Origin of the sequence: Paenibacillus sp. FSL H7-0735 (assembly GCF_038008505.1) — a bacterium.
In the GTDB taxonomy this organism is placed as follows: domain Bacteria; phylum Bacillota; class Bacilli; order Paenibacillales; family Paenibacillaceae; genus Paenibacillus_AQ; species Paenibacillus_AQ odorifer.
In genome coordinates this window covers 1,237,128-1,254,237 of sequence record NZ_JBBOZH010000001.1, presented here as the reverse complement: position 1 = coordinate 1,254,237, position 17,110 = coordinate 1,237,128, and the positions used below count along the sequence as shown (strand labels likewise).

The window sequence follows — 17,110 nt, the reverse complement described above, 5'->3', positions numbered from 1 at the left end:
TCGCTTTTATTTTTTTGCTACACCTAGTACTTTTTCTTCCTTTGATTTTATAACACATCACACCTTAACTGTAACATTATCTCGTTTTTTGGATGAACTTCACGAACACCAACAAATCCCTCATAGATCAATTAAGATTAACGAGGGATTTGATATTCGCGCTTATGCCAAAACCATCCTAAATTCAAATTCACTTCTCAGGTAATAAGCATCAGCAACCTTAACACTAACAGGACTCCACTTTTGAACTGGACTACAACAATCAATTGTACAGCCAGCCAAATCACCACGACGTTCAAGTATATCTACTTGAGACTGTGACAAAGCAGCCGTTAGAAATTCAGAGTCAGTGTTTAAGACTTTGTATATATTGCTCAACACGATCACTCCTATGTATTATATACCCCTATCATAGTTGACAGGGCATGTTGCTATGTAATAAGTAATTGGAATAATAATTTCAGAATGGACAAACACCAGGTACCTTTAGCATCTTATTATTTTGTCCATGAAGTAACTCCATCAACATATTTATCTAAAGATTCGCCACCAGATACTTTTCTAATGTGATCTTTTAATTCTTCGATATTACTCAAAGCTTCACCGATATAGAGCTTAGCAGACTCTTGTATATCTATGCCATTATCAATTTTTTCGCCTTCTGATTCAATCATTTTCGTAACAGCTATTTCTAGAGCTTCATGGTTTAGTTGATTAAGATAAGTTAATAATTGATTAATTTTTATGTTTGACTCTTTGTGCAGCCAAATTTCCTGCGTTCTTGCTATAGCTGATAACTGCTCGAACTGACTCAATGGTGCAAATTCATCCATATCTTTATATTCTAAGAATTCATTGCCTGGATTAATAAACGGAGCTAAATAGTTTTGTAAATCAATTAAGGACCTGTAGATTTTATTATAAGATTCCTCTCTAACTGAAAGCAGCCTTAATACATATCTTTCTTTTCTTTCTTCTTCTAGTCTTTTTTTTGATATTCGCTCATTTGCTTTTGTTGTGAGAAAAACAACTGCTATAGCGGTGAATGAAGAAATAACGGCGCTCCATATGTAATTAATAGTTTTCAACCCCATTTCATGATATCTCATATTTCATTGAAATTTCGACAGATAATTGTCAATTCCTCTATATCAATTAAAAAAAGCCCACCAGCCGAAGCCAATGGGCATAACCTCAAGTGTTTGAGCATTTAATTCGTGATATCAACAGTCTTTGTTTTTGCGTCATATACAACTGTAGCTCCTAGCGCCTCTGCTACTGCCCGAGCTGGTGTATAGGTAGTGCCGTTATCAAGCACACCGTCAGCTACCTTTTTTCCGTTCACGTTAACTGTCACCTTTACATCTTTATTCACAACTGCAACTCCTAACTTAAGCTTGTAATCAACCAAATTCTTGAACGCTGTCCACCCCGTCCACTTCCCACCATCATACATCAAACGAGGACAAATCTTACCACTCCAGTCAAAGTGCCGCCGAAGCCGATCTATGCCCCACCCACGCTCTTTGAGCATCGATGCAACCAGTTCAGCAGCATTATCTAAAGCCTTTGCATAATCGCCACTCTCGCAGATCTCAATGCCTATGCTTGTACGATTACCGGATTTAATTCCACTACCGTCACCCGAGTGCCATGCGTTTTCCGTTAGTGGGATACACTCCACTGCTTCTTTACTATCAACCACTATATGAAATGATGCTTGCCGATCGTTAGAGGGATTAGTTAGCCATGAGCGCTCATTAGCAGCTGTACTGGATGGATTACCTGTGTTATGGATAGTTATTGTTGTCGCTACCATTGTAAGCGAAGGACGACGATTACAGGCTGTTTTTAATGGTACATGATCCTTACGATAAATCATTATTGATCACCGCTTTTCTTAGCCTGCTTAATAAGCTGGTTTCCGTATACAGCTACAGCCCCACATAGGATACCTTGTATAAAGCTTGTAATTACAAACCCTAACATCAGTACAGCAAATACAATGGCGACCAGCGTAACAATATACACAATGCTCCAGTCCGGTACTTTTGGCGTTTGTTTTAACCAATAACCGATAATCCAACAAACTACGACAACAACCATTAATTCAGGATTAATAAACTCCATAACTGCATTCCATTCCATATTAATTCATCCTCTCTATTCTTCGATTTTGTCCAAGCGCTTATGGGCTTGCTTGGTAGATTCTTCAACTCGTGTTACTCGCTCAGAGAGTGCATCCGTCCGTTGACCCTGCTGTCTGACATCAGCTCGAATATCGTCCACACCACGTTTGATGTACTCGACATCTGTACGTAACACTGCTCCGCTGCCAGCCTCTTGCGCCACATCTTTTTTAAAAGCAGATGTTCTGGTTACCCACCCTAATACAACACCGCTTACTGCTGCTACTAATGCTGTGATCGTTGTAATCTCCACTACCTTCCCCCCCTTATATAAATAGCCCCCGGAGATCCGAGGGCAAAATAAAAACGCCTCAATGGGCGCCGACTTTATTTATTCTTCTTCTGTAAGGAATTCAAGTCCGCTATCAACCAGAATTTCTTTAACTCCCGGTCTCAAAGTAGATGGAACCTCGACATATTTGGTCTTACCTAAGATTACACGCTGTGCGAAAAACATAGCCATCATGATGTCACCCCCTTTCCTCTTTGACATGATCCAATACAGCAAAGCAATCATTGGTATATCTGCATTGCCATCTCAGCAATGATATCCTCAATAAAATCCGCACGTTCAGTTATTGCGTTATTCTGGGCCTTTAAGAGCATATTTTCTTTTTTTAACATCTCAATTTCAGAGAGTTCTCCGGGCTTCGTCAACTCCGCAATCTCTTCTGGTGTTAAGCCCTCGACCCATAGGTTATCTGGTTGTATTGGAGGTGTGTAAACTGGCTCAGGACCTTGTCCCTCTCCCTCCGCCCATTGCTCCCGCCAATCGTGTAGCTCGTCGGCATAATCGCTTTGGGCCTCTAGTACAACGTCCTGATATGCATCCCATGCTAACAGATCGAAACGCGGATGATACAACCCGGTGGGCAACGGAATGCTTACGAGATAACCGATGATCTCTCTTGGCTGTTCTGGTTCTTCTGGTACGTCCAGTTCATCTTTGATCTCTTCGTCTTCCAGCAGCTCAGGCGCTTCTTCTGGCTCTGGCTGGGCATAAATAGGGACAACCCCAGTAATGGAGTCGTCCTGTATTACGTCCTCTATATACAGACCGTTAAGGTCTACTTTAGGTACTGCTTTGCTCATGTTATCCCTCCCTTAATCTAGTGGAAACCGCAAACCATCAAAAAGTACGTTGCGTTTACTCGGTACTGATAACTGTACAATACCGTCTATACCTACATATACCCCGATGGCTGAGGGTGATAATGCCCCAGTATCCCCCCAAGATGTTGTAGGAAGATTAACAAAACTTAATGGTCGAAAGCCCGCAGGTAAATTCATAATAATCGTCCCACCCGGTGCATCGATAACGTTGTAAAAAGCAAAACCTTTAAATTCTACATAATTACCGTTCTTACGATAGGACAGTTGATTTCCCGTAAATCCATTAAGGAGTGTGGAGGGAGTAATCCATGGACCTGCATCCTTTTCCGCTTTCTTAGCAGCCAACACGCTGACAGCTGAACCTATCTCCGTCACTGCATCTGTTAAATCATGCAACTGTCCCTTCTCAGTGGCTGCGTAGAAGCCCGTAACTACTGGCACTGGGGATTTATCCAGTTTGATATATGAGGCGCTATATGGTGCGCTCAGATTATAATTGATCCCTTCAATATGGGCATCTTGCAGGCCAAATGCTGCAGACTCGTTTTTAAGGACAACACCGCGTGCTGGCGAACTAGCTTCGTAAATCCCGAGTATTTTCTGCACGGGATATCGAAACTTGCTCGCAGAAACGGTAGGTTCCGCATTGTTAAAATGGTAGTAAGCAGAGTTGCTTATTATTGTCATAACTGGATTAGCTCGTTCTCGTGACACATACCCACTACCTACCTCTATAAAGTTATCTCCTTCAATTAGTGATAGGCTACCGTCCTCTTGCACTGTTTCGGTGATCGGAGATGCTAGACGGTATAGGAGTTGATAAGGAGAGTATAAGCGCCCTCCACCGTCTACCCCTGCCGGCACAGTAGGTAGTGTAGTCACTAATCCTGCCCATCCCCCTTGACCAACTACATTGGTAGGTTCCGTTATGCGTCCCCACCCTTTTGCCCCTGATCCGTTATACGCTGCACCTGTGTCAGCATTACACATCTTCCAACCGTAAAAATATGCCTGTATTTCTGCTGAAATTGGTGTATAGGATTCTCCCCAACCAGAGTCGGCGGAGGAAATAGATAGATTCAGATAACTTGGACCAGATCCAATAGTATCGGGTGCTCCCGTGGTGGTTATAGTGCTTGTCAATGGTTGCCCATTATGCTTTACTCCTGCCATTAGCGCTGAAGTTGCTATCATATTACCGAAATAGCTTCTAAGAATTGATACTCGTTTGAATCCCGTAAATCCATCTTGAAATGTCCAAGGGAGCGACCCATCCAGCACCATCTCACGCCATAACCTCGTTACCTCATACCGTCCGTTAACCTCACGCAGTATATCCGGTTCGCTGCCGTCATTCGGGTTAGCGTGTAACTCTACTCCGCTAAAGGCTAAAAGGCTATCTTCACGGGGCTGAAACGTTGTGGCTGTGCTACCGATTTCAAATTGGACATTATTATAACGAGTAGTACCAGCCGCTGTGTTTCTAAAATACATCTGAACCTGTGTGTTGCTTCCGCTATTAAACGTTCGGGCAGTGGCGGCATACGTAGCAAGCGCAGTCGTTCCGTTGGCGTTATATACTGCGATATTGATATTCGGGTCAGCGTCCACACTAAGTGTGTACACTGTGTTTGGTAATACATCTATAAGCGCAGTGGTGAATGAGTTGGCAGCTGTTGTAGTTAGATCAAACGTTCCCGGTCCAACCCAATTTAGTGCGGTTACGTTGTTTCTCATTACAAACTGTGACCGATCGGGCAGCAGATTCTTCCCATACCGTCTAACCCATAACCCATCTACTCCATTAATACCTGGAGGTACATAAGGTAAGAGACGGTCAATAGCTTCGCCTGTGATTGTGGTTCCTATGGCGGCGTAATCTGCTGTGGATACCGCGTATAGGCGAATTTCATCCCAATAGATAACACAAGTAGTTGTACCAGTAGCTCCAAACAGTACCCTGAACCCCGAGCCCACGAGTTCGTTATTTGTCGGAACCTTCGCGTATACAAATTGCCATTGCCCTACGAGAGCGGTGTTAACAGGCGCGGAATACCTGCCGTTTACAGTTCCTACATCCCTAAGGCTAAGATTCGGTGCGCCTGTGGTGTACGATTCTATAAACAGCCATCCAGCAAGTACATAGTACTTCGTTGCGTCAAGAGATCCTGTAAAGTCCTTTACTAAATAAGAAGTGTTAGCTGATGGGGCGAACTTGACGGATGTTGCGCCTCCCCTCTTCTGGGTATTAGATAACGTTGGCGCTGTACCACCAACGCTTAAACTCGTTAAACTCTCTCCACTCCCAGCCCCACCAAGTAAATCTATTAACGTCCTACCCTGTACCTTTAATCCTTGTAGTCTAGCGTTCTTGGTGGCATTTAGAATTTGCTGTCCCGCTGCTAAATTGATAGAGGTGAGAGATTCAGTATTTAGCCTGTTATTAATCGGAAGCACTGCTGCATCTGCTTTAGCTTGAGATCCTATTGTTGTTTCTTTGGCGTTCCATGTCACCTTTTCAGTATCCGTTGCAAAACGATGTGTAGCATCCTCTACAACTTCAGATCCGTTAACGTTTCCCCAAGATAAGCTCCCGGCTGTTGTTCCAGCTTTAAGTACTTTGCCATTGTTACTAGTACCCGTAGCTGGTACGTGTTGATTACCATCTCCTGTAGGATGTGTATAATTATTAGCTCCGGTAGCTACTCCAGACAATTTTGTCTTTTCCGCTGTCGTGTAATCATTGGTAGATAATTGCTTGCCGGATACCTTATCTACCTTATTACCAACTGTTGTGTCTATTTTATCCCAGTTATCATTGAGCATAGTATCGATGTTAAAAGTATCATTACCATCGGTAACTGGGTTAACTTTGAGTAAATTCAAATTGGGTGTATTACTGGACAACAGGCCCACCTCCCGCAAATTTATTTAATAGCGTCTGCTGCAATTGGTTGATTGTCATGATCTTATGCACCTCTTTGATAAGCAAATAACGGTAGGCATAAGACAAAATCATATGAGCCGGTTTGATATCCTCTAAAGCTTTTTTAAGGTCATCTATGTTAATTGGCACACCCAATGTATCAATAAAGGTAATCACGATCTTATACTCAACTGGAGATACAGCCACATCAACTGTGCCGCCGTCATATGCCTGTGCTACATTCTTAATCATGTCTCCGGATACCTTACCAAATCCGCGCATTTTTGAAATGATCACAGACCGCCGTTGGTCACTAGGTTTGTTGGTATCGACTACGATTTGTAATTCCTCTTCGTATCTCCCTAATGCCCAAGTAGCCGACTCCGGGAATGCTTGGTTCAATAATTCTTCAACCCGTGTGCCAAGGAGATCAAACTCTGGTCCTTCACCGTTCATCAGCTCGTTCATTTCGAGTATGTCAGCATAATATGCCGGGAGATAATTTATTAAACGGTCAGTCCCATTCATGTTACAGTCACCGTCCCAAGCACTGCTACAGCATCATCTGGTATCTGAATATTAACTGTTTGATTGTTTACTTTCAGATTTGTATAATCAATCACCGGTGGTATATCTAATATTAGACTCTGTATCCGGGTATAACGGACTAACGAGTCAGTAAAGGCAAGAGTAGCCAGATAATTCCTAGTCGCTGTCTCCAACTGCGTTTTTACTTGATCCGTTGTAGCTCCACTTGCAAGAGTTACACTCACCGATATATTAATAGGAAACTCAGTAGCCCCAACTACCGTAACAACTGCACCGATCGGAGCTACTCCTTCACCCATCCCGTCCTTTGTCGGATCAATGAAATTCTGAACAGCCTCTACAATCGCTGTCGATGGTTTTCTCATATCATTGTTTAGCAACACTACCTTAACGGTACCAGGTCCATTCCATAGAGGAAACGCCTTAGCCCGGCCAACACCGCTGATTTCCCGAGCCCATTGCTCATATTGGTATCTGTTACCGCTGGTGACTGGTTTGGTTATCCGCTCCTGATACCTCTCGTAGAGCGCTTTATCCGTTTCCCGGTCAACTCCGGCAACAAGCAGTTCTGTCAGTTCTGCCCGAGCTAGGTTATTAATAAAATCAATTGGCAGTAGTGCCCCGAATGTTTGATTTCCAGCAGCTCCCACAGGTTCTGATTCCATCCGGTAGTTACCAAGAGAAAGCCTTTCTATTGCCTTGTAGTTGATATCGCCTATTGCAAACCGACTGCCTACCGGAATATCTAAAAGAGTATTGGCTGCATTGTAAAACAACCCTCTTAATTGCGCTTTAGTAGCCACCTTTCGAGTAACACCTGACCACGCTACTGCCCGATCTAAGTAATCACCACTCGTTGTGTCTGCGAAGATCAGGTTTGTATTTATATCCAACTCAACATACATCTGAGCTAATTCCATTGCTGCTGGAGCCATAGCATCATAAATAATGCTACCTTCTCGCTTGTCCAGCCCATCTGGTACCCGGTCTAACATCCGTTCTAAGATCGTTTCAAACGTTTGATCTTCATACACCGCCATTCACCTCCAATCGGTCTGTATAGTTTCCGTAATCACTCTCTACGTCAAACAAGACGAGCACCGCATCGCCATCATAGTTAAATCTAAAGTTGGTTACGGAAACGATACGATCATCCTGAAGTAACGCTTCCCTAGTCCAGCGTTCCACTTCGGTTTCAAACACCGCCCGACCCCGCACCGCTCCAACATCTGCCTCACTACCGTAATTGTCACTGTAAATCAAGTTTTCAAATCGGATTGTCGAGAGTATTTTTATAACTGCCTGTTTTACAGCATCCAATCCATCCACTACTACGGATCCTATACGTCCATTTACAAGGTCTAATTTATAAGTAAGACTTGGTTGGGGTGTATCCTCCATATCCTCATTCAGCAGCACGTTATCGCTCTGTGGTATCAAGCGCTCACCACCCTATCCATGATTACGTAGCGTTGACCACCTTGCATGCGGATAAGTAAAAGTTTATCTCCGGTAGCTAACGGCTTACGAATTACGTATTCTTGGATTCCTATTGTTATTTTCTGTTCAGATAAGGTTTCCGGAACAATTAAAAAATCCTCCATAAGTGAAAGCCGATTATCGACCAACACTACAAGAGGATTAATTTTTTCTACAATTCCTAGCTGTACCAGAACTGGACCAGCAGCATTCACCGCTTCAGTGGCAGCGCGTTTTATCGCATCTATCATGATCACACCAACCTTAGCTCTAAGTCCATGGTATGCACTCCGCCTTCTTTCTTATGAGTACATTCATCGACTAGGAAGAATTTATTTATGTTCATTGCGTTGATATATAAATTAACGTAGCATCCTGCACGCATTCGGTAATCTCCAAGGGCCTCTATACTAAGCGTCCGCTTCTCTCGATTCTTCATGAACAGTTGCTGTGTTAGTTGCTCGGTAATTTGAGCCTGATTCAGATTCTCATCTACTGACTCGTAGAGTTGTAGCAATCCCCACTTAGCAATGCTGGCGCTATCCTTGGTAACGTAAGTTTCCCGCTTACCAGTCTCCTTGTTGTCTCTGTACAATACAATTTGATTGTATGTCTCATCGTCAATGTTGCGACTGTAAGAATAATCCGTCATGAGTGAATCATCACCCACCACAAAAGGAAAGCGCATATTAGAAGTATTACGTATCGTCAAGCTCCCAAAATCGTCAAAGAATACGAAGTTGGTCCCGTAGTTAATCAGGGTCTCATCTAACGCCATGCAGATCATATCGATAAACGTTTTATCGTCACGGATCTGGGAAGGAATAATGTATTTTGTATCTTCCAGCGTTCCGGTCTTGAGCTGCATGTCTTGAGCGATCTTTTGAACTACCTGAGTTGCTGTCTGTTTCGTAAATACATAAGTTCCGCTATTCATCAGATACCGGATCTGATCATAAGCAAGGATGCTTATTTCTTCCGTCTTACCAGTTTCAACACTGAAAATATATCCATAGAAAACCTTATGTCCCTCATCTGTGTACCTAACCACATCACCATTGTTCAGTTGGAATTTTTTATCTTGCCATGGGCCATGGTCTACAAGGGTGAATTTTAAGGATGCCGCCTTACCTATACGGATCGTCTTCCAAGATATATCAGTAACGATGCTGGAAACATCCCAGACAGTGCCATTTTTATTATCGATCAATAATTCCATGTATCATCACCCCGGTAGCTTCAGAACAGAGCCGATTTTGAGTGTCTTCAGCTGCGCGTCTGTTAAGCCGTTTAACTTCTGAATCTCTTTCCACCGGCTACCGTCACCGAGTTCTCTTTTTGCTATCTTCATCAAGGTGTCCCCGGATTTGATGGTAACTGTTTTAGACTTGGTACGTTCATCTGCGCGTTTCGCTGGCTCTTTCTTAGTAGTGGTTGTTGTTGTACCAGCTGGTGTTGTATTTGTCTTCAACGTCACCTTTTTAGCAGCGTAAAAGACATACTCCTTCAACTCTAACTCATATTCGAAATCACCTGGGCGACCCGCAACCTCTTTGTAGTTAAAAACCTCAATGCTCATCGCCAGATTGATCTTGAGCCCTAGGCTGGTAAAGATAAACCGTATGGGCTTCTTCTTGTTCATCCAGTCCTCTATGAGCTGGATATAGTCAGCGGGTTGCCCCCAATTCGCAGAGGAAACAAAACTGGGTACCGTTCCACCCGGTTGGATGGCTGGAAAGAAGCTCTCAAATTGAATGGTCTTAAGTCCGGGTGCCTTAATTACATTGATTTGTCCCAGGTCTGTGATGGAATATGTCTCACCGTCTCCCTCACCTGAGATTTCGATCTCTTCCGGAAGAACGGGTATCTCAAACCAAATGGCGCGGTTATTAAAACTGAGTTCGATGCTGTAGCCATTGGCCACGGTACCGCCTCCTTTCTTGAAAAGGGAAAAACCTCCAATCTGTCGAATATGGGTAGTTGTTCGGACATACCAGATATTTGGAAAAGGAGGTAAATTCATGTTTAAATCGGCAGACGATCTTCTCGACGCTCTGACAAGAGTACTCATTAATTTTAGAGAAGGCATCCCACGGGAAAAAGCGAGTCTTACTGATGATGATTTCCAGCAGGTCCTCTCTGAGGCTTATGAACGCGGATTCGTCACAGGGCTCCTTCCTTTGAAATTGGTTGGCAGGTCTGGCACGCAATTTAAAATTGCTCCAGATGCTAAAATTACATTAGAAGGCCTTTCCTTCCTCGAAAGCAGCATCAAATGATTCTTTGAGGATGACAGAATTAAATATTTTCTCTTTTGCATGATCAAGAACTTGCTGCACCTCTGAATACATGACGCCATGCCTGATCATCAGTTGAACGATTTCATCCTCGACTGTGTTCAGGTTAGCTCCTTCCTTTAGCATGAATATCCCTCCCTTCATTTGTAGATTGACGAAGAAGAACGCTTAAGCTGTTCATTCAGTTTGTCTGTGATTGATCGAACAATCTCATCCATGTTGGTTCCTGGCTTGATATTTATCGTTGGCGTCAAAGTGATAAAGGACTGATTATTTTTCATTTGAGCCACTTCTCTTAATGTGTCAATTTCTTGCGGAGACCATGTGGCCCCTTCCTCGAAAGCGGCATCAAACGATTCTTTAAGGATGATAGAGTTAAAGGTCTTCTCCTTCGCATCACTGAGAACTTGCTCAACTTCAGAGTACATTACGCCATGCCTGATCAAAACATAGACAATTTCGTCTGAAGCTTTGTTCAAGTCTGCCCCATCTTTTAACAACACAGCAATCCCTCCCCTTAGTTATAGACTCCCTTAGCCGTCGATGCGATTTCCTCATTCAGCTTCTTCGTAATTTTACTAACAATGGAATCCAAATTCGCTGAATTGGTCACTGGACCCGTCTTCACCTGGACTGTAGGCGTCAGCGTCACAAAGTTTTGAATGTTCTTCATCTCCGCCACATCTCGCATAATCTTCAGGTCCTCTTTGGATATGTCGATTGGCTTTTCCACTTTACCAACCTTATCGACTTTTGCAACTTTACCTTTCTTGTCAGTACCTGCGGAAGGCGTCCGGGCAGCATCAGCACGTTTATTCCAGTCGTCGAAGTTGTAATCTTTACCTGCACCTGCTTTGGCGGCGTTCTCTTCTTCCTTAGCCTTCTTCTCTGCGGCAGCTCGCTTGTCTTCACGCTCCTTCATAAACTTCTCTACGTTAGCTTCACGATCCGCCGCTTTGGCAGCGATAGCCGATTCTTTTGCAGCTAAGGTAGCGTCTCGAGCTTGACGGGCTGCTTCTTGCTTGGCTGCTTCACCTGCTGCAAATTCGACGTGTTCAATTAAATCTAAAGTAACACCGGGTATTTCTTTAAGCTTTTTAATCAAGCTATTGATACGGTCAATAGCTCCATTCGCTAAATCCTCCATTAGTTCAAGAGATTTTACTTTTGCATAGCCGAAAGCATCAGCAATCCCGTACCCCACACGCATAAAGAATAACGGTATTTGGTCAAAAAAGCCGAGAATCGCATTCCAGGCCCGCATCATCGCTGCGGCAAATTGATCATTTGTTTGCCATAACCGGTAAAAGTACACGATGAGGCCGATAATCAATGTAGCGACAAGTACAAATGGGTTGGCGTTCATCACAGCGTTGACAATTGCCTGACCGATAGCCACCAGTTTCAGTGCCGCATACAAGGCCATCACAGCTGCACCTACCCCGGAAATGATAGGCTCGATCCATGACCAATTCTCCGAAAAGAAATTATAAACACTAGTAATCCATTCCAGTAATTTCATGACGCCTTGGACCACGTTATCCAGTCCCAAACTCAGCGCATCAAAGAAGGGCTGAAATTTACCCGCTTGAAAGGCAGCGTTTAGTTGAGTAATCAATGGGGTTAGGGATTGCATGGCTGCGCCGCCTGCATCAGCGAACATGGAACGTACATTATTGCCCAGTGTCTCCATTTGCTTCGCCGGACTGGCCATCATCTGATCAAAGGCTGCTTGACCCATTTTTTGTTTCTCAAGCAGCTTATCGAAAGCCTTAATGAAGCCATCCATGTCTCCGGCCTTCCCTAGCTCATCAATCTTCAGATCACGGATATCTGACTTCGACATATTAAAACGCTCAGCTAATGACACAATGTCCCCGCTCATAGCCTCTTTTAGGGCAAAGGCTGCACCCTCAATTCCGTTTCCAGCGGAGTCAAATGCATTCATCCGCTGAGCGAAATTATTTAGCTTGGACAACTGATCCGTGTTTTGGGTTGCGGAGAAGAATGAAAGCGTGCTTTGCAGTGACTTGTTGACATCCTGTCCCGTTTTCAAGGCATCTGCTTTAAACTTCTCGAACATCGCAGTGCCGATCTCAGCATCTCCTGTTCGCGCAACGAACATGTCCATCATTTTTTGCTGTTCCATGGCCCCGCCTATTGTCGCTTCTCCAAGGGCTTTAATACCAGATACACCCAGATACCCACCGACCAAACCGCCAATGCCGAGTCCGCCTCCCCCGCCTCCGCTTCCAGATGCTCTACGGTCACCGCCTCCACCGCCTCCGCCTCGACCACCCCGCATGCGGTTGACTACTTGGCGAAGCCGTTCCACCGTGGTAATCAACGTCCGTAGCAGTGTATCCAGTGTAGCTGGAAGTCTCAAATTAAGTCGAGCTGTAAGAGTGCCAATTCGCGCCTCAATCTGCGAACGAAGTAATGTCGCCTGATGCAACGCATGGGCGGTATCCAGGTTGACGCGAATTCGGATTGCGGCGGTACTCCCACCCATACCGTGGATCAAAGATTGCAACTGAGACCTTACAGCCGCAGCCTCGGGCAACTCCATCTTAACCTCTGCAGAAATTGTCCCAATCCGGCTTCTGAGCTGTGCACCCAGCAAGGAAGCCGCACGCAAAGCCTCAGCGGTATTCAAGGACAAAGCTAGTTGTACGGCAGGTAAGGAGGATTGAATGGTCGCCAGCTGGGCCGCGAAGTCAGAGGTTGCCAATCGAACTTCGAGCACAGCAGAGCCAAATTCCGAACCGATTTGTTGCCGAACAGTCCGAAGCTGCTGAAGCACTTGCTCTGAATTTACCGAGAGCTGAATAGCATTGCCCGGACCGAGCGCAGCCAGCAACTCCTTGATCCGCTGAAGTTCTGCTACCGCATTGCCAACATTTATTTGCAGACCCACTGCCATCTGCATTTGAGAGCGAAGCCGCTCCATAATGGCAATGGTTGTATTCATAGCGTTATTTACACCGGCTAATCGTTTGGTGAAGTCTTCGTACAGCTTAATGCTAGCTTCAAGGGTTGACATATTGTCCTCCTTTCAAGGCATGAAAAAGGCACCCCAATACGGGATGCCCTTTGCCTGTATTATTTTACGCTGTTGAATATTTCTTTGGCTTTTTGGTTGTTAGTTTCTAACATAAAGTTACCCTTAACTGGCCAGTCTCCCATTATCGAAGCGTACTTCTCTACAGCCTTTTTGGCCTTGGAATTTGATTCATATTCATATATCTTAACAGTGTTGTTAGCTATATTAAAAATAACTCCGTCTTTTGCATCAATCATCTCATACTTAGGTTTTTTCTCTTTTTTAATTCCTTTTTCTACTCCAGAATCGACATCGTGATTTATATCTTCCCCAGAGTTATTAAAGGCTTCGATAAACTTGTCCATAGTTAAATTATCATCCTCTTTAGAAGACGAACATCCCGCAAAGACTAGCACTAGACAGACGATAAACAACCCGCTCCAAACTTTTTTCATTGCAACCTCCACAGGTAATATTTACTAACAATATACCAAAGGGGAACTGATGGGTCTATTATTTTTTGTTTTTTTCCTTATCGATCCGAACGGATATCATTGCGTAAATCCCCGCCCGTTCCCGGGGACTCATGCTCATCAGTACATGCGGCAGGATATGCAGTTCATGGAGGGCGTAGTAAGCAAAGTTCGCCTCACCATCGCCCTCGTTAATTAGTTTTTTACTTCGTCCACCAATTCATTCAGATCCTGATCATAGCCATTAAGCGCCTGTACACGCTCAACTAGAACGGTAAACTCACCAGGAAGAAGCATCTTGCGGATCAGAGCCTCAGCTCCCCGCACACCATAAGATTTCTGAAGCTCCGCATCCTTGAGATTCGGATACACAACCGATGCCCCTACCATCTTGGCCAGATAGTCATTAGAATCAAACTCAGGCGTATACATACCGTTGCGACCCTTTACCTTCTTGGTGGACGCCTTCCTAAGCTCTAGGTTAGCGTCCTCTGTGATGCTCGCCAGTTTCCACGGGATCGCCTTCCCATCCTTATCCTTGAAACGCTTTGAAACTATAAAGTCCTCTGTTGCCTCTACCGCTGCTGCCTGTGCGAAAAATGCTGAAAATTCACTCATTGTATATATGCCTCCTATATTTTAGTTTGATGTTGGTGCGTTAAAAGCCTGGCCCATATCAATGCCTTCAAAGGTGAAATCAATATCTTCTTCAAGCGCATCCGACTCTGTATCCAGTGAGGCCATAACAACGCTGTCCAGATTGACACCGAGTAGCGTAATGGTCTGTAAACCAATGCTAGAGTTAGGATCCTCATTCGTAATGGTGATATCGAAGTTTGTATCTTTCCCTGTAGTCATGTAGTCCAGCATGAGCTGACGGAAACGGCTGGTCACATAGTAGATCGTCATACTGCCCGTACCATTCCACCCGATAGCTTTGTGCTGGGTGCCCCTGCGGCCGAGGGTCTTCACATCTGCCTTTTCCTTCTCCACGGAAGCTTCCAACGTTTTGATATAAAACATATCCTCGACTTGGCCGTTAATCGTGGCGTAAGCCCGGCCCTCCTGTCCGGAGATTGTATCACTAGCCTTTAAGAATGCCATCTTACTTCACCTGCACTTTCATATATACTTTTTCGATACTATCTACTGGTTGAATATTGGCTTCCACGTAGATGGCATCTGAGTCAATACCAGGAAGTACCGTGATATCCGTCTGGGCATCAAAGTTTTCAATGGCATCAATACTCTGTAGGTTATCCAGATAGATCACAGCCTCTTTGCGAAACAGAGCTCGGCCATCAACATTATTTGATACCTTACCGATGTAAAATGATTCAAAGATACGCTTCAGATCATTCGCAATACCATCCAGCACACGGAGCACACGGTTTTTTTGAAGTTGTTTCCCTTTCTTTGGAGTGTAAGAGAGGAAAGTATTAATATCCTGTTCTATCACAGCTCGATTAACGGAAGGGGTAAAAACAAATTCCCCAGCATTTAACGCTGCCTCAATTTGTGTGCTCGTATACCTTGGTGCCACATCTACAGCATCGTCATATGCCGAATAAGTCAAAGACTCGTTCATCTCAGCTGCTGCCGAAGCACCGCCTACCCAAGCAGTGGCCTGCGCTGCTGTAAGTATGGTCCCATCTGAGAGAACCACGCCATTCTTGACGCTAATTACACCTTCGAAATCGGCTACAGGGTAGTTCTCAAGTGCTGCCTGTACCTTTTTACCCTCTGACTCTCTCAAGCGCCGTACAAAGGCAGCATAGACTGCTTTGAGTGCATTGTCCGTGGATGTCAGTGCCACTGTCTGGAAATCGTACAGCTCTAGTGCAGCTAGATATGCAGTATGATCCGCATTAGTCACAGTGCCATTTGCTCCGCCAATCAAAGGAGCTCCTGCATTTGCTGTTAGTGTGCCGGTCCCACTCCATATAATCCAGTCATTCGGGATAAGCCCCGCAATATTAGCGACTACCTGCGTGTCCACTACTGCGTTATCCAGCAGTGTTTTTACATCAAACTTGCTACTATCATCAATGTTGGTTTGTACGACAACCTTCAGCGCATTACCTCGAATGCCACCATATCTTGCTGTAGCTACCAAGGTCCCAACTGTGACCGTTGACTTTGTTCCGTCATTGAGTTTGTACAGCAACACTGTCCGAGCTCTCTTAAGCGCCTCACGCACCAACAACAGCTCTGGGGCTGTAATGTCATAGCCAAGCGTTTTGAATGTATCCTCACCAGCTATAATCGGTGTGATGACCTTAGCCGCTCCCCATGGGAGAGTTAGCGCTAAAGAGGTTATTCCCCTGCTGCCAACCGTACCCAATGCCCCGCCAGACGTTTCCACGTTAACATATACACCGGGTCTTACTTTATTTTGAGTGGTCCATGTTCCACCGGCCATAATCTATTCAACCTCCTTGTTCTTAAAATCATCGATCACTTGTTGCGCCTCAAAAGCTGTATACAGTTTTTCTGGCTCCAACAGCGCCGATAGGACGTCTTTGTCTTGATATGAATACTTAGCAGAGGCTAAGAACTGCTCCTTGGTAAATGACCCCTCAATCGGTGTCTCAGCTGCCTTAATGCTTTTCTCACTCACTTAATACCGCCTCCTTGCTTCATAGTCTGCATTTTAATATCCGGTGCTTTATCCCGGATCAGGTGAACATTGTACTCAACGAAGAAATGCAATACTCCATCCACTATTTCATGCCTCATACCTGTTCCCCGGTAAAGCCCATCATGCCCAGTTACATATTCCAACTCGGAATACAATTGTTCAGATATTAGCTCGCATTCTTCTCGGGGAGCCGCTGATTCCTGTTGCGGGAAGTAATGAACGTCAAAGGGATTGAAACGCTGATAGCGCCGGTTAACCCCTCGGACCTGACTACTTTCCAATAACAGCACAAAAAAGCACGGCTGCTGCATGCCCTGCTCCACTGCTTCGTCATAAACCGGATACTCCGGAGTAAATAACGATAGTTTTTTTATGAGTGCGTTTTTAATATCCTGCATAT

At 44.5% G+C, this 17,110-nt stretch carries 23 protein-coding genes; 1 reads left to right on the top strand and 22 read right to left on the bottom strand.

Annotation, left to right across the window (positions count from 1 at the left end; all coding sequences use genetic code 11):
- Positions 1-497: 497 nt before the first annotated feature.
- The 13 genes from NSS82_RS05555 to NSS82_RS05495 form a co-directional block, all read right to left on the bottom strand.
- Positions 498-1,109 carry a hypothetical protein gene (locus NSS82_RS05555; protein ID WP_143766797.1) on the bottom strand — a complete coding sequence of 204 codons (612 nt, stop codon included), beginning with the start codon at positions 1,107-1,109 and terminating at the stop codon, positions 498-500.
- A gap of 101 nt (positions 1,110-1,210) precedes the next feature.
- Positions 1,211-1,882: an N-acetylmuramoyl-L-alanine amidase gene (locus NSS82_RS05550; RefSeq protein WP_076138699.1), complete on the bottom strand. Its 672-nt coding sequence runs from the start codon at positions 1,880-1,882 to the stop codon at positions 1,211-1,213.
- Entirely contained in the window at positions 1,882-2,148 is a 267-nt protein-coding gene (locus NSS82_RS05545; protein WP_076138698.1) for a phage holin family protein, read from the bottom strand. The genes NSS82_RS05550 and NSS82_RS05545 overlap by 1 nt, the downstream gene beginning before the upstream one ends.
- Positions 2,149-2,163: 15 nt before the next feature.
- Entirely contained in the window at positions 2,164-2,442 is a 279-nt protein-coding gene (locus NSS82_RS05540; protein ID WP_076138697.1) for a hypothetical protein, read from the bottom strand.
- A gap of 78 nt (positions 2,443-2,520) precedes the next feature.
- Positions 2,521-2,655, bottom strand: coding sequence for a hypothetical protein (locus tag NSS82_RS05535; protein ID WP_256718572.1), 135 nt, complete (start codon positions 2,653-2,655; stop codon positions 2,521-2,523).
- A 47-nt stretch (positions 2,656-2,702) separates the two neighbouring features.
- Positions 2,703-3,281 carry a hypothetical protein gene (locus tag NSS82_RS05530; RefSeq protein WP_076273415.1) on the bottom strand — a complete coding sequence of 193 codons (579 nt, stop codon included), beginning with the start codon at positions 3,279-3,281 and terminating at the stop codon, positions 2,703-2,705.
- Between the two features lie 12 nt (positions 3,282-3,293).
- Positions 3,294-6,209: a hypothetical protein gene (locus NSS82_RS05525; RefSeq protein WP_076273414.1), complete on the bottom strand. Its 2,916-nt coding sequence runs from the start codon at positions 6,207-6,209 to the stop codon at positions 3,294-3,296.
- Positions 6,199-6,756 carry a YmfQ family protein gene (locus NSS82_RS05520; RefSeq protein ID WP_076273413.1) on the bottom strand — a complete coding sequence of 186 codons (558 nt, stop codon included), beginning with the start codon at positions 6,754-6,756 and terminating at the stop codon, positions 6,199-6,201. Before NSS82_RS05520 ends, NSS82_RS05525 begins: the two co-directional genes overlap by 11 nt.
- On the bottom strand, positions 6,753-7,817 hold the full coding sequence (locus NSS82_RS05515; RefSeq protein ID WP_341109719.1) for a baseplate J/gp47 family protein: 1,065 nt from the start codon (positions 7,815-7,817) through the stop codon (positions 6,753-6,755). The genes NSS82_RS05520 and NSS82_RS05515 overlap by 4 nt, the downstream gene beginning before the upstream one ends.
- Complete coding sequence (locus NSS82_RS05510) at positions 7,804-8,217, bottom strand: DUF2634 domain-containing protein (protein ID WP_036684205.1); 414 nt, start codon at positions 8,215-8,217, stop codon at positions 7,804-7,806. The genes NSS82_RS05515 and NSS82_RS05510 overlap by 14 nt, the downstream gene beginning before the upstream one ends.
- Positions 8,214-8,507: a DUF2577 domain-containing protein gene (locus NSS82_RS05505; RefSeq protein ID WP_076274088.1), complete on the bottom strand. Its 294-nt coding sequence runs from the start codon at positions 8,505-8,507 to the stop codon at positions 8,214-8,216. The genes NSS82_RS05510 and NSS82_RS05505 overlap by 4 nt, the downstream gene beginning before the upstream one ends.
- A gap of 2 nt (positions 8,508-8,509) precedes the next feature.
- Positions 8,510-9,475, bottom strand: a complete 966-nt coding sequence (locus NSS82_RS05500) for an XkdQ/YqbQ family protein (RefSeq protein ID WP_341109718.1) — start codon at positions 9,473-9,475, stop codon at positions 8,510-8,512.
- A 6-nt stretch (positions 9,476-9,481) separates the two neighbouring features.
- A complete protein-coding gene (locus NSS82_RS05495; protein ID WP_076273903.1) occupies positions 9,482-10,180 on the bottom strand; it encodes a LysM peptidoglycan-binding domain-containing protein in 699 nt (232 codons plus the stop codon).
- 97 nt (positions 10,181-10,277) lie between these two features.
- Here NSS82_RS05495 and NSS82_RS05490 point away from each other — a divergent pair, with 97 nt between their 5' ends.
- Entirely contained in the window at positions 10,278-10,535 is a 258-nt protein-coding gene (locus NSS82_RS05490; RefSeq protein ID WP_076273902.1) for a hypothetical protein, read from the top strand.
- Here the strand turns inward: NSS82_RS05490 and NSS82_RS05485 are convergent.
- The 9 genes from NSS82_RS05485 to NSS82_RS05445 form a co-directional block, all read right to left on the bottom strand.
- Complete coding sequence (locus NSS82_RS05485) at positions 10,497-10,679, bottom strand: hypothetical protein (RefSeq protein WP_076273901.1); 183 nt, start codon at positions 10,677-10,679, stop codon at positions 10,497-10,499. The two genes, NSS82_RS05490 and NSS82_RS05485, sit on opposite strands and share 39 nt — an antisense overlap.
- A gap of 14 nt (positions 10,680-10,693) precedes the next feature.
- A complete protein-coding gene (locus NSS82_RS05480; RefSeq protein WP_076273900.1) occupies positions 10,694-11,056 on the bottom strand; it encodes a hypothetical protein in 363 nt (120 codons plus the stop codon).
- A gap of 14 nt (positions 11,057-11,070) precedes the next feature.
- Positions 11,071-13,596, bottom strand: coding sequence for a hypothetical protein (locus NSS82_RS05475; RefSeq protein ID WP_076273899.1), 2,526 nt, complete (start codon positions 13,594-13,596; stop codon positions 11,071-11,073).
- Between the two features lie 59 nt (positions 13,597-13,655).
- Complete coding sequence (locus NSS82_RS05470) at positions 13,656-14,051, bottom strand: hypothetical protein (RefSeq protein WP_076273898.1); 396 nt, start codon at positions 14,049-14,051, stop codon at positions 13,656-13,658.
- Between the two features lie 213 nt (positions 14,052-14,264).
- A complete protein-coding gene (locus NSS82_RS05465; protein ID WP_076138681.1) occupies positions 14,265-14,687 on the bottom strand; it encodes a phage tail assembly chaperone in 423 nt (140 codons plus the stop codon).
- 21 nt (positions 14,688-14,708) lie between these two features.
- Positions 14,709-15,173 (bottom strand): phage tail tube protein, encoded by a 465-nt coding sequence (locus NSS82_RS05460; RefSeq protein ID WP_076138680.1) that lies wholly within the window; start codon positions 15,171-15,173, stop codon positions 14,709-14,711.
- A gap of 1 nt (position 15,174) precedes the next feature.
- Positions 15,175-16,491, bottom strand: a complete 1,317-nt coding sequence (locus tag NSS82_RS05455) for a phage tail sheath family protein (RefSeq protein WP_340960677.1) — start codon at positions 16,489-16,491, stop codon at positions 15,175-15,177.
- A 3-nt stretch (positions 16,492-16,494) separates the two neighbouring features.
- The gene (locus tag NSS82_RS05450; protein WP_076208588.1) at positions 16,495-16,689 is read right to left on the bottom strand and encodes a hypothetical protein; all 195 of its coding nucleotides are present in this window, start codon (positions 16,687-16,689) and stop codon (positions 16,495-16,497) included.
- Positions 16,686-17,108, bottom strand: a complete 423-nt coding sequence (locus NSS82_RS05445) for a phage tail terminator family protein (protein WP_076104533.1) — start codon at positions 17,106-17,108, stop codon at positions 16,686-16,688. The genes NSS82_RS05450 and NSS82_RS05445 overlap by 4 nt, the downstream gene beginning before the upstream one ends.
- Positions 17,109-17,110: the final 2 nt, after the last annotated feature.

Excerpts from the sequence above, each read along its gene's own strand:
- NSS82_RS05555 (WP_143766797.1), bottom strand. The coding sequence starts at position 1,109 with ATGAGATATCATGAAATGGGGTTGAAAACTATTAATTACATATGGAGC.
- NSS82_RS05550 (WP_076138699.1), bottom strand. The coding sequence starts at position 1,882 with ATGATTTATCGTAAGGATCATGTACCATTAAAAACAGCCTGTAATCGT.
- NSS82_RS05545 (WP_076138698.1), bottom strand. The coding sequence starts at position 2,148 with ATGGAATGGAATGCAGTTATGGAGTTTATTAATCCTGAATTAATGGTT.
- NSS82_RS05535 (WP_256718572.1), bottom strand. The coding sequence starts at position 2,655 with ATGATGGCTATGTTTTTCGCACAGCGTGTAATCTTAGGTAAGACCAAA.
- NSS82_RS05530 (WP_076273415.1), bottom strand. The coding sequence starts at position 3,281 with ATGAGCAAAGCAGTACCTAAAGTAGACCTTAACGGTCTGTATATAGAG.
- NSS82_RS05520 (WP_076273413.1), bottom strand. The coding sequence starts at position 6,756 with ATGAATGGGACTGACCGTTTAATAAATTATCTCCCGGCATATTATGCT.
- NSS82_RS05515 (WP_341109719.1), bottom strand. The coding sequence starts at position 7,817 with ATGGCGGTGTATGAAGATCAAACGTTTGAAACGATCTTAGAACGGATG.
- NSS82_RS05505 (WP_076274088.1), bottom strand. The coding sequence starts at position 8,507 with ATGATAGATGCGATAAAACGCGCTGCCACTGAAGCGGTGAATGCTGCT.
- NSS82_RS05500 (WP_341109718.1), bottom strand. The coding sequence starts at position 9,475 with ATGGAATTATTGATCGATAATAAAAATGGCACTGTCTGGGATGTTTCC.
- NSS82_RS05490 (WP_076273902.1), top strand. The coding sequence starts at position 10,278 with ATGTTTAAATCGGCAGACGATCTTCTCGACGCTCTGACAAGAGTACTC.
- NSS82_RS05485 (WP_076273901.1), bottom strand. The coding sequence starts at position 10,679 with ATGCTAAAGGAAGGAGCTAACCTGAACACAGTCGAGGATGAAATCGTT.
- NSS82_RS05475 (WP_076273899.1), bottom strand. The coding sequence starts at position 13,596 with ATGTCAACCCTTGAAGCTAGCATTAAGCTGTACGAAGACTTCACCAAA.
- NSS82_RS05470 (WP_076273898.1), bottom strand. The coding sequence starts at position 14,051 with ATGAAAAAAGTTTGGAGCGGGTTGTTTATCGTCTGTCTAGTGCTAGTC.
- NSS82_RS05465 (WP_076138681.1), bottom strand. The coding sequence starts at position 14,687 with ATGAGTGAATTTTCAGCATTTTTCGCACAGGCAGCAGCGGTAGAGGCA.
- NSS82_RS05460 (WP_076138680.1), bottom strand. The coding sequence starts at position 15,173 with ATGGCATTCTTAAAGGCTAGTGATACAATCTCCGGACAGGAGGGCCGG.
- NSS82_RS05455 (WP_340960677.1), bottom strand. The coding sequence starts at position 16,491 with ATGGCCGGTGGAACATGGACCACTCAAAATAAAGTAAGACCCGGTGTA.
- NSS82_RS05445 (WP_076104533.1), bottom strand. The coding sequence starts at position 17,108 with ATGCAGGATATTAAAAACGCACTCATAAAAAAACTATCGTTATTTACT.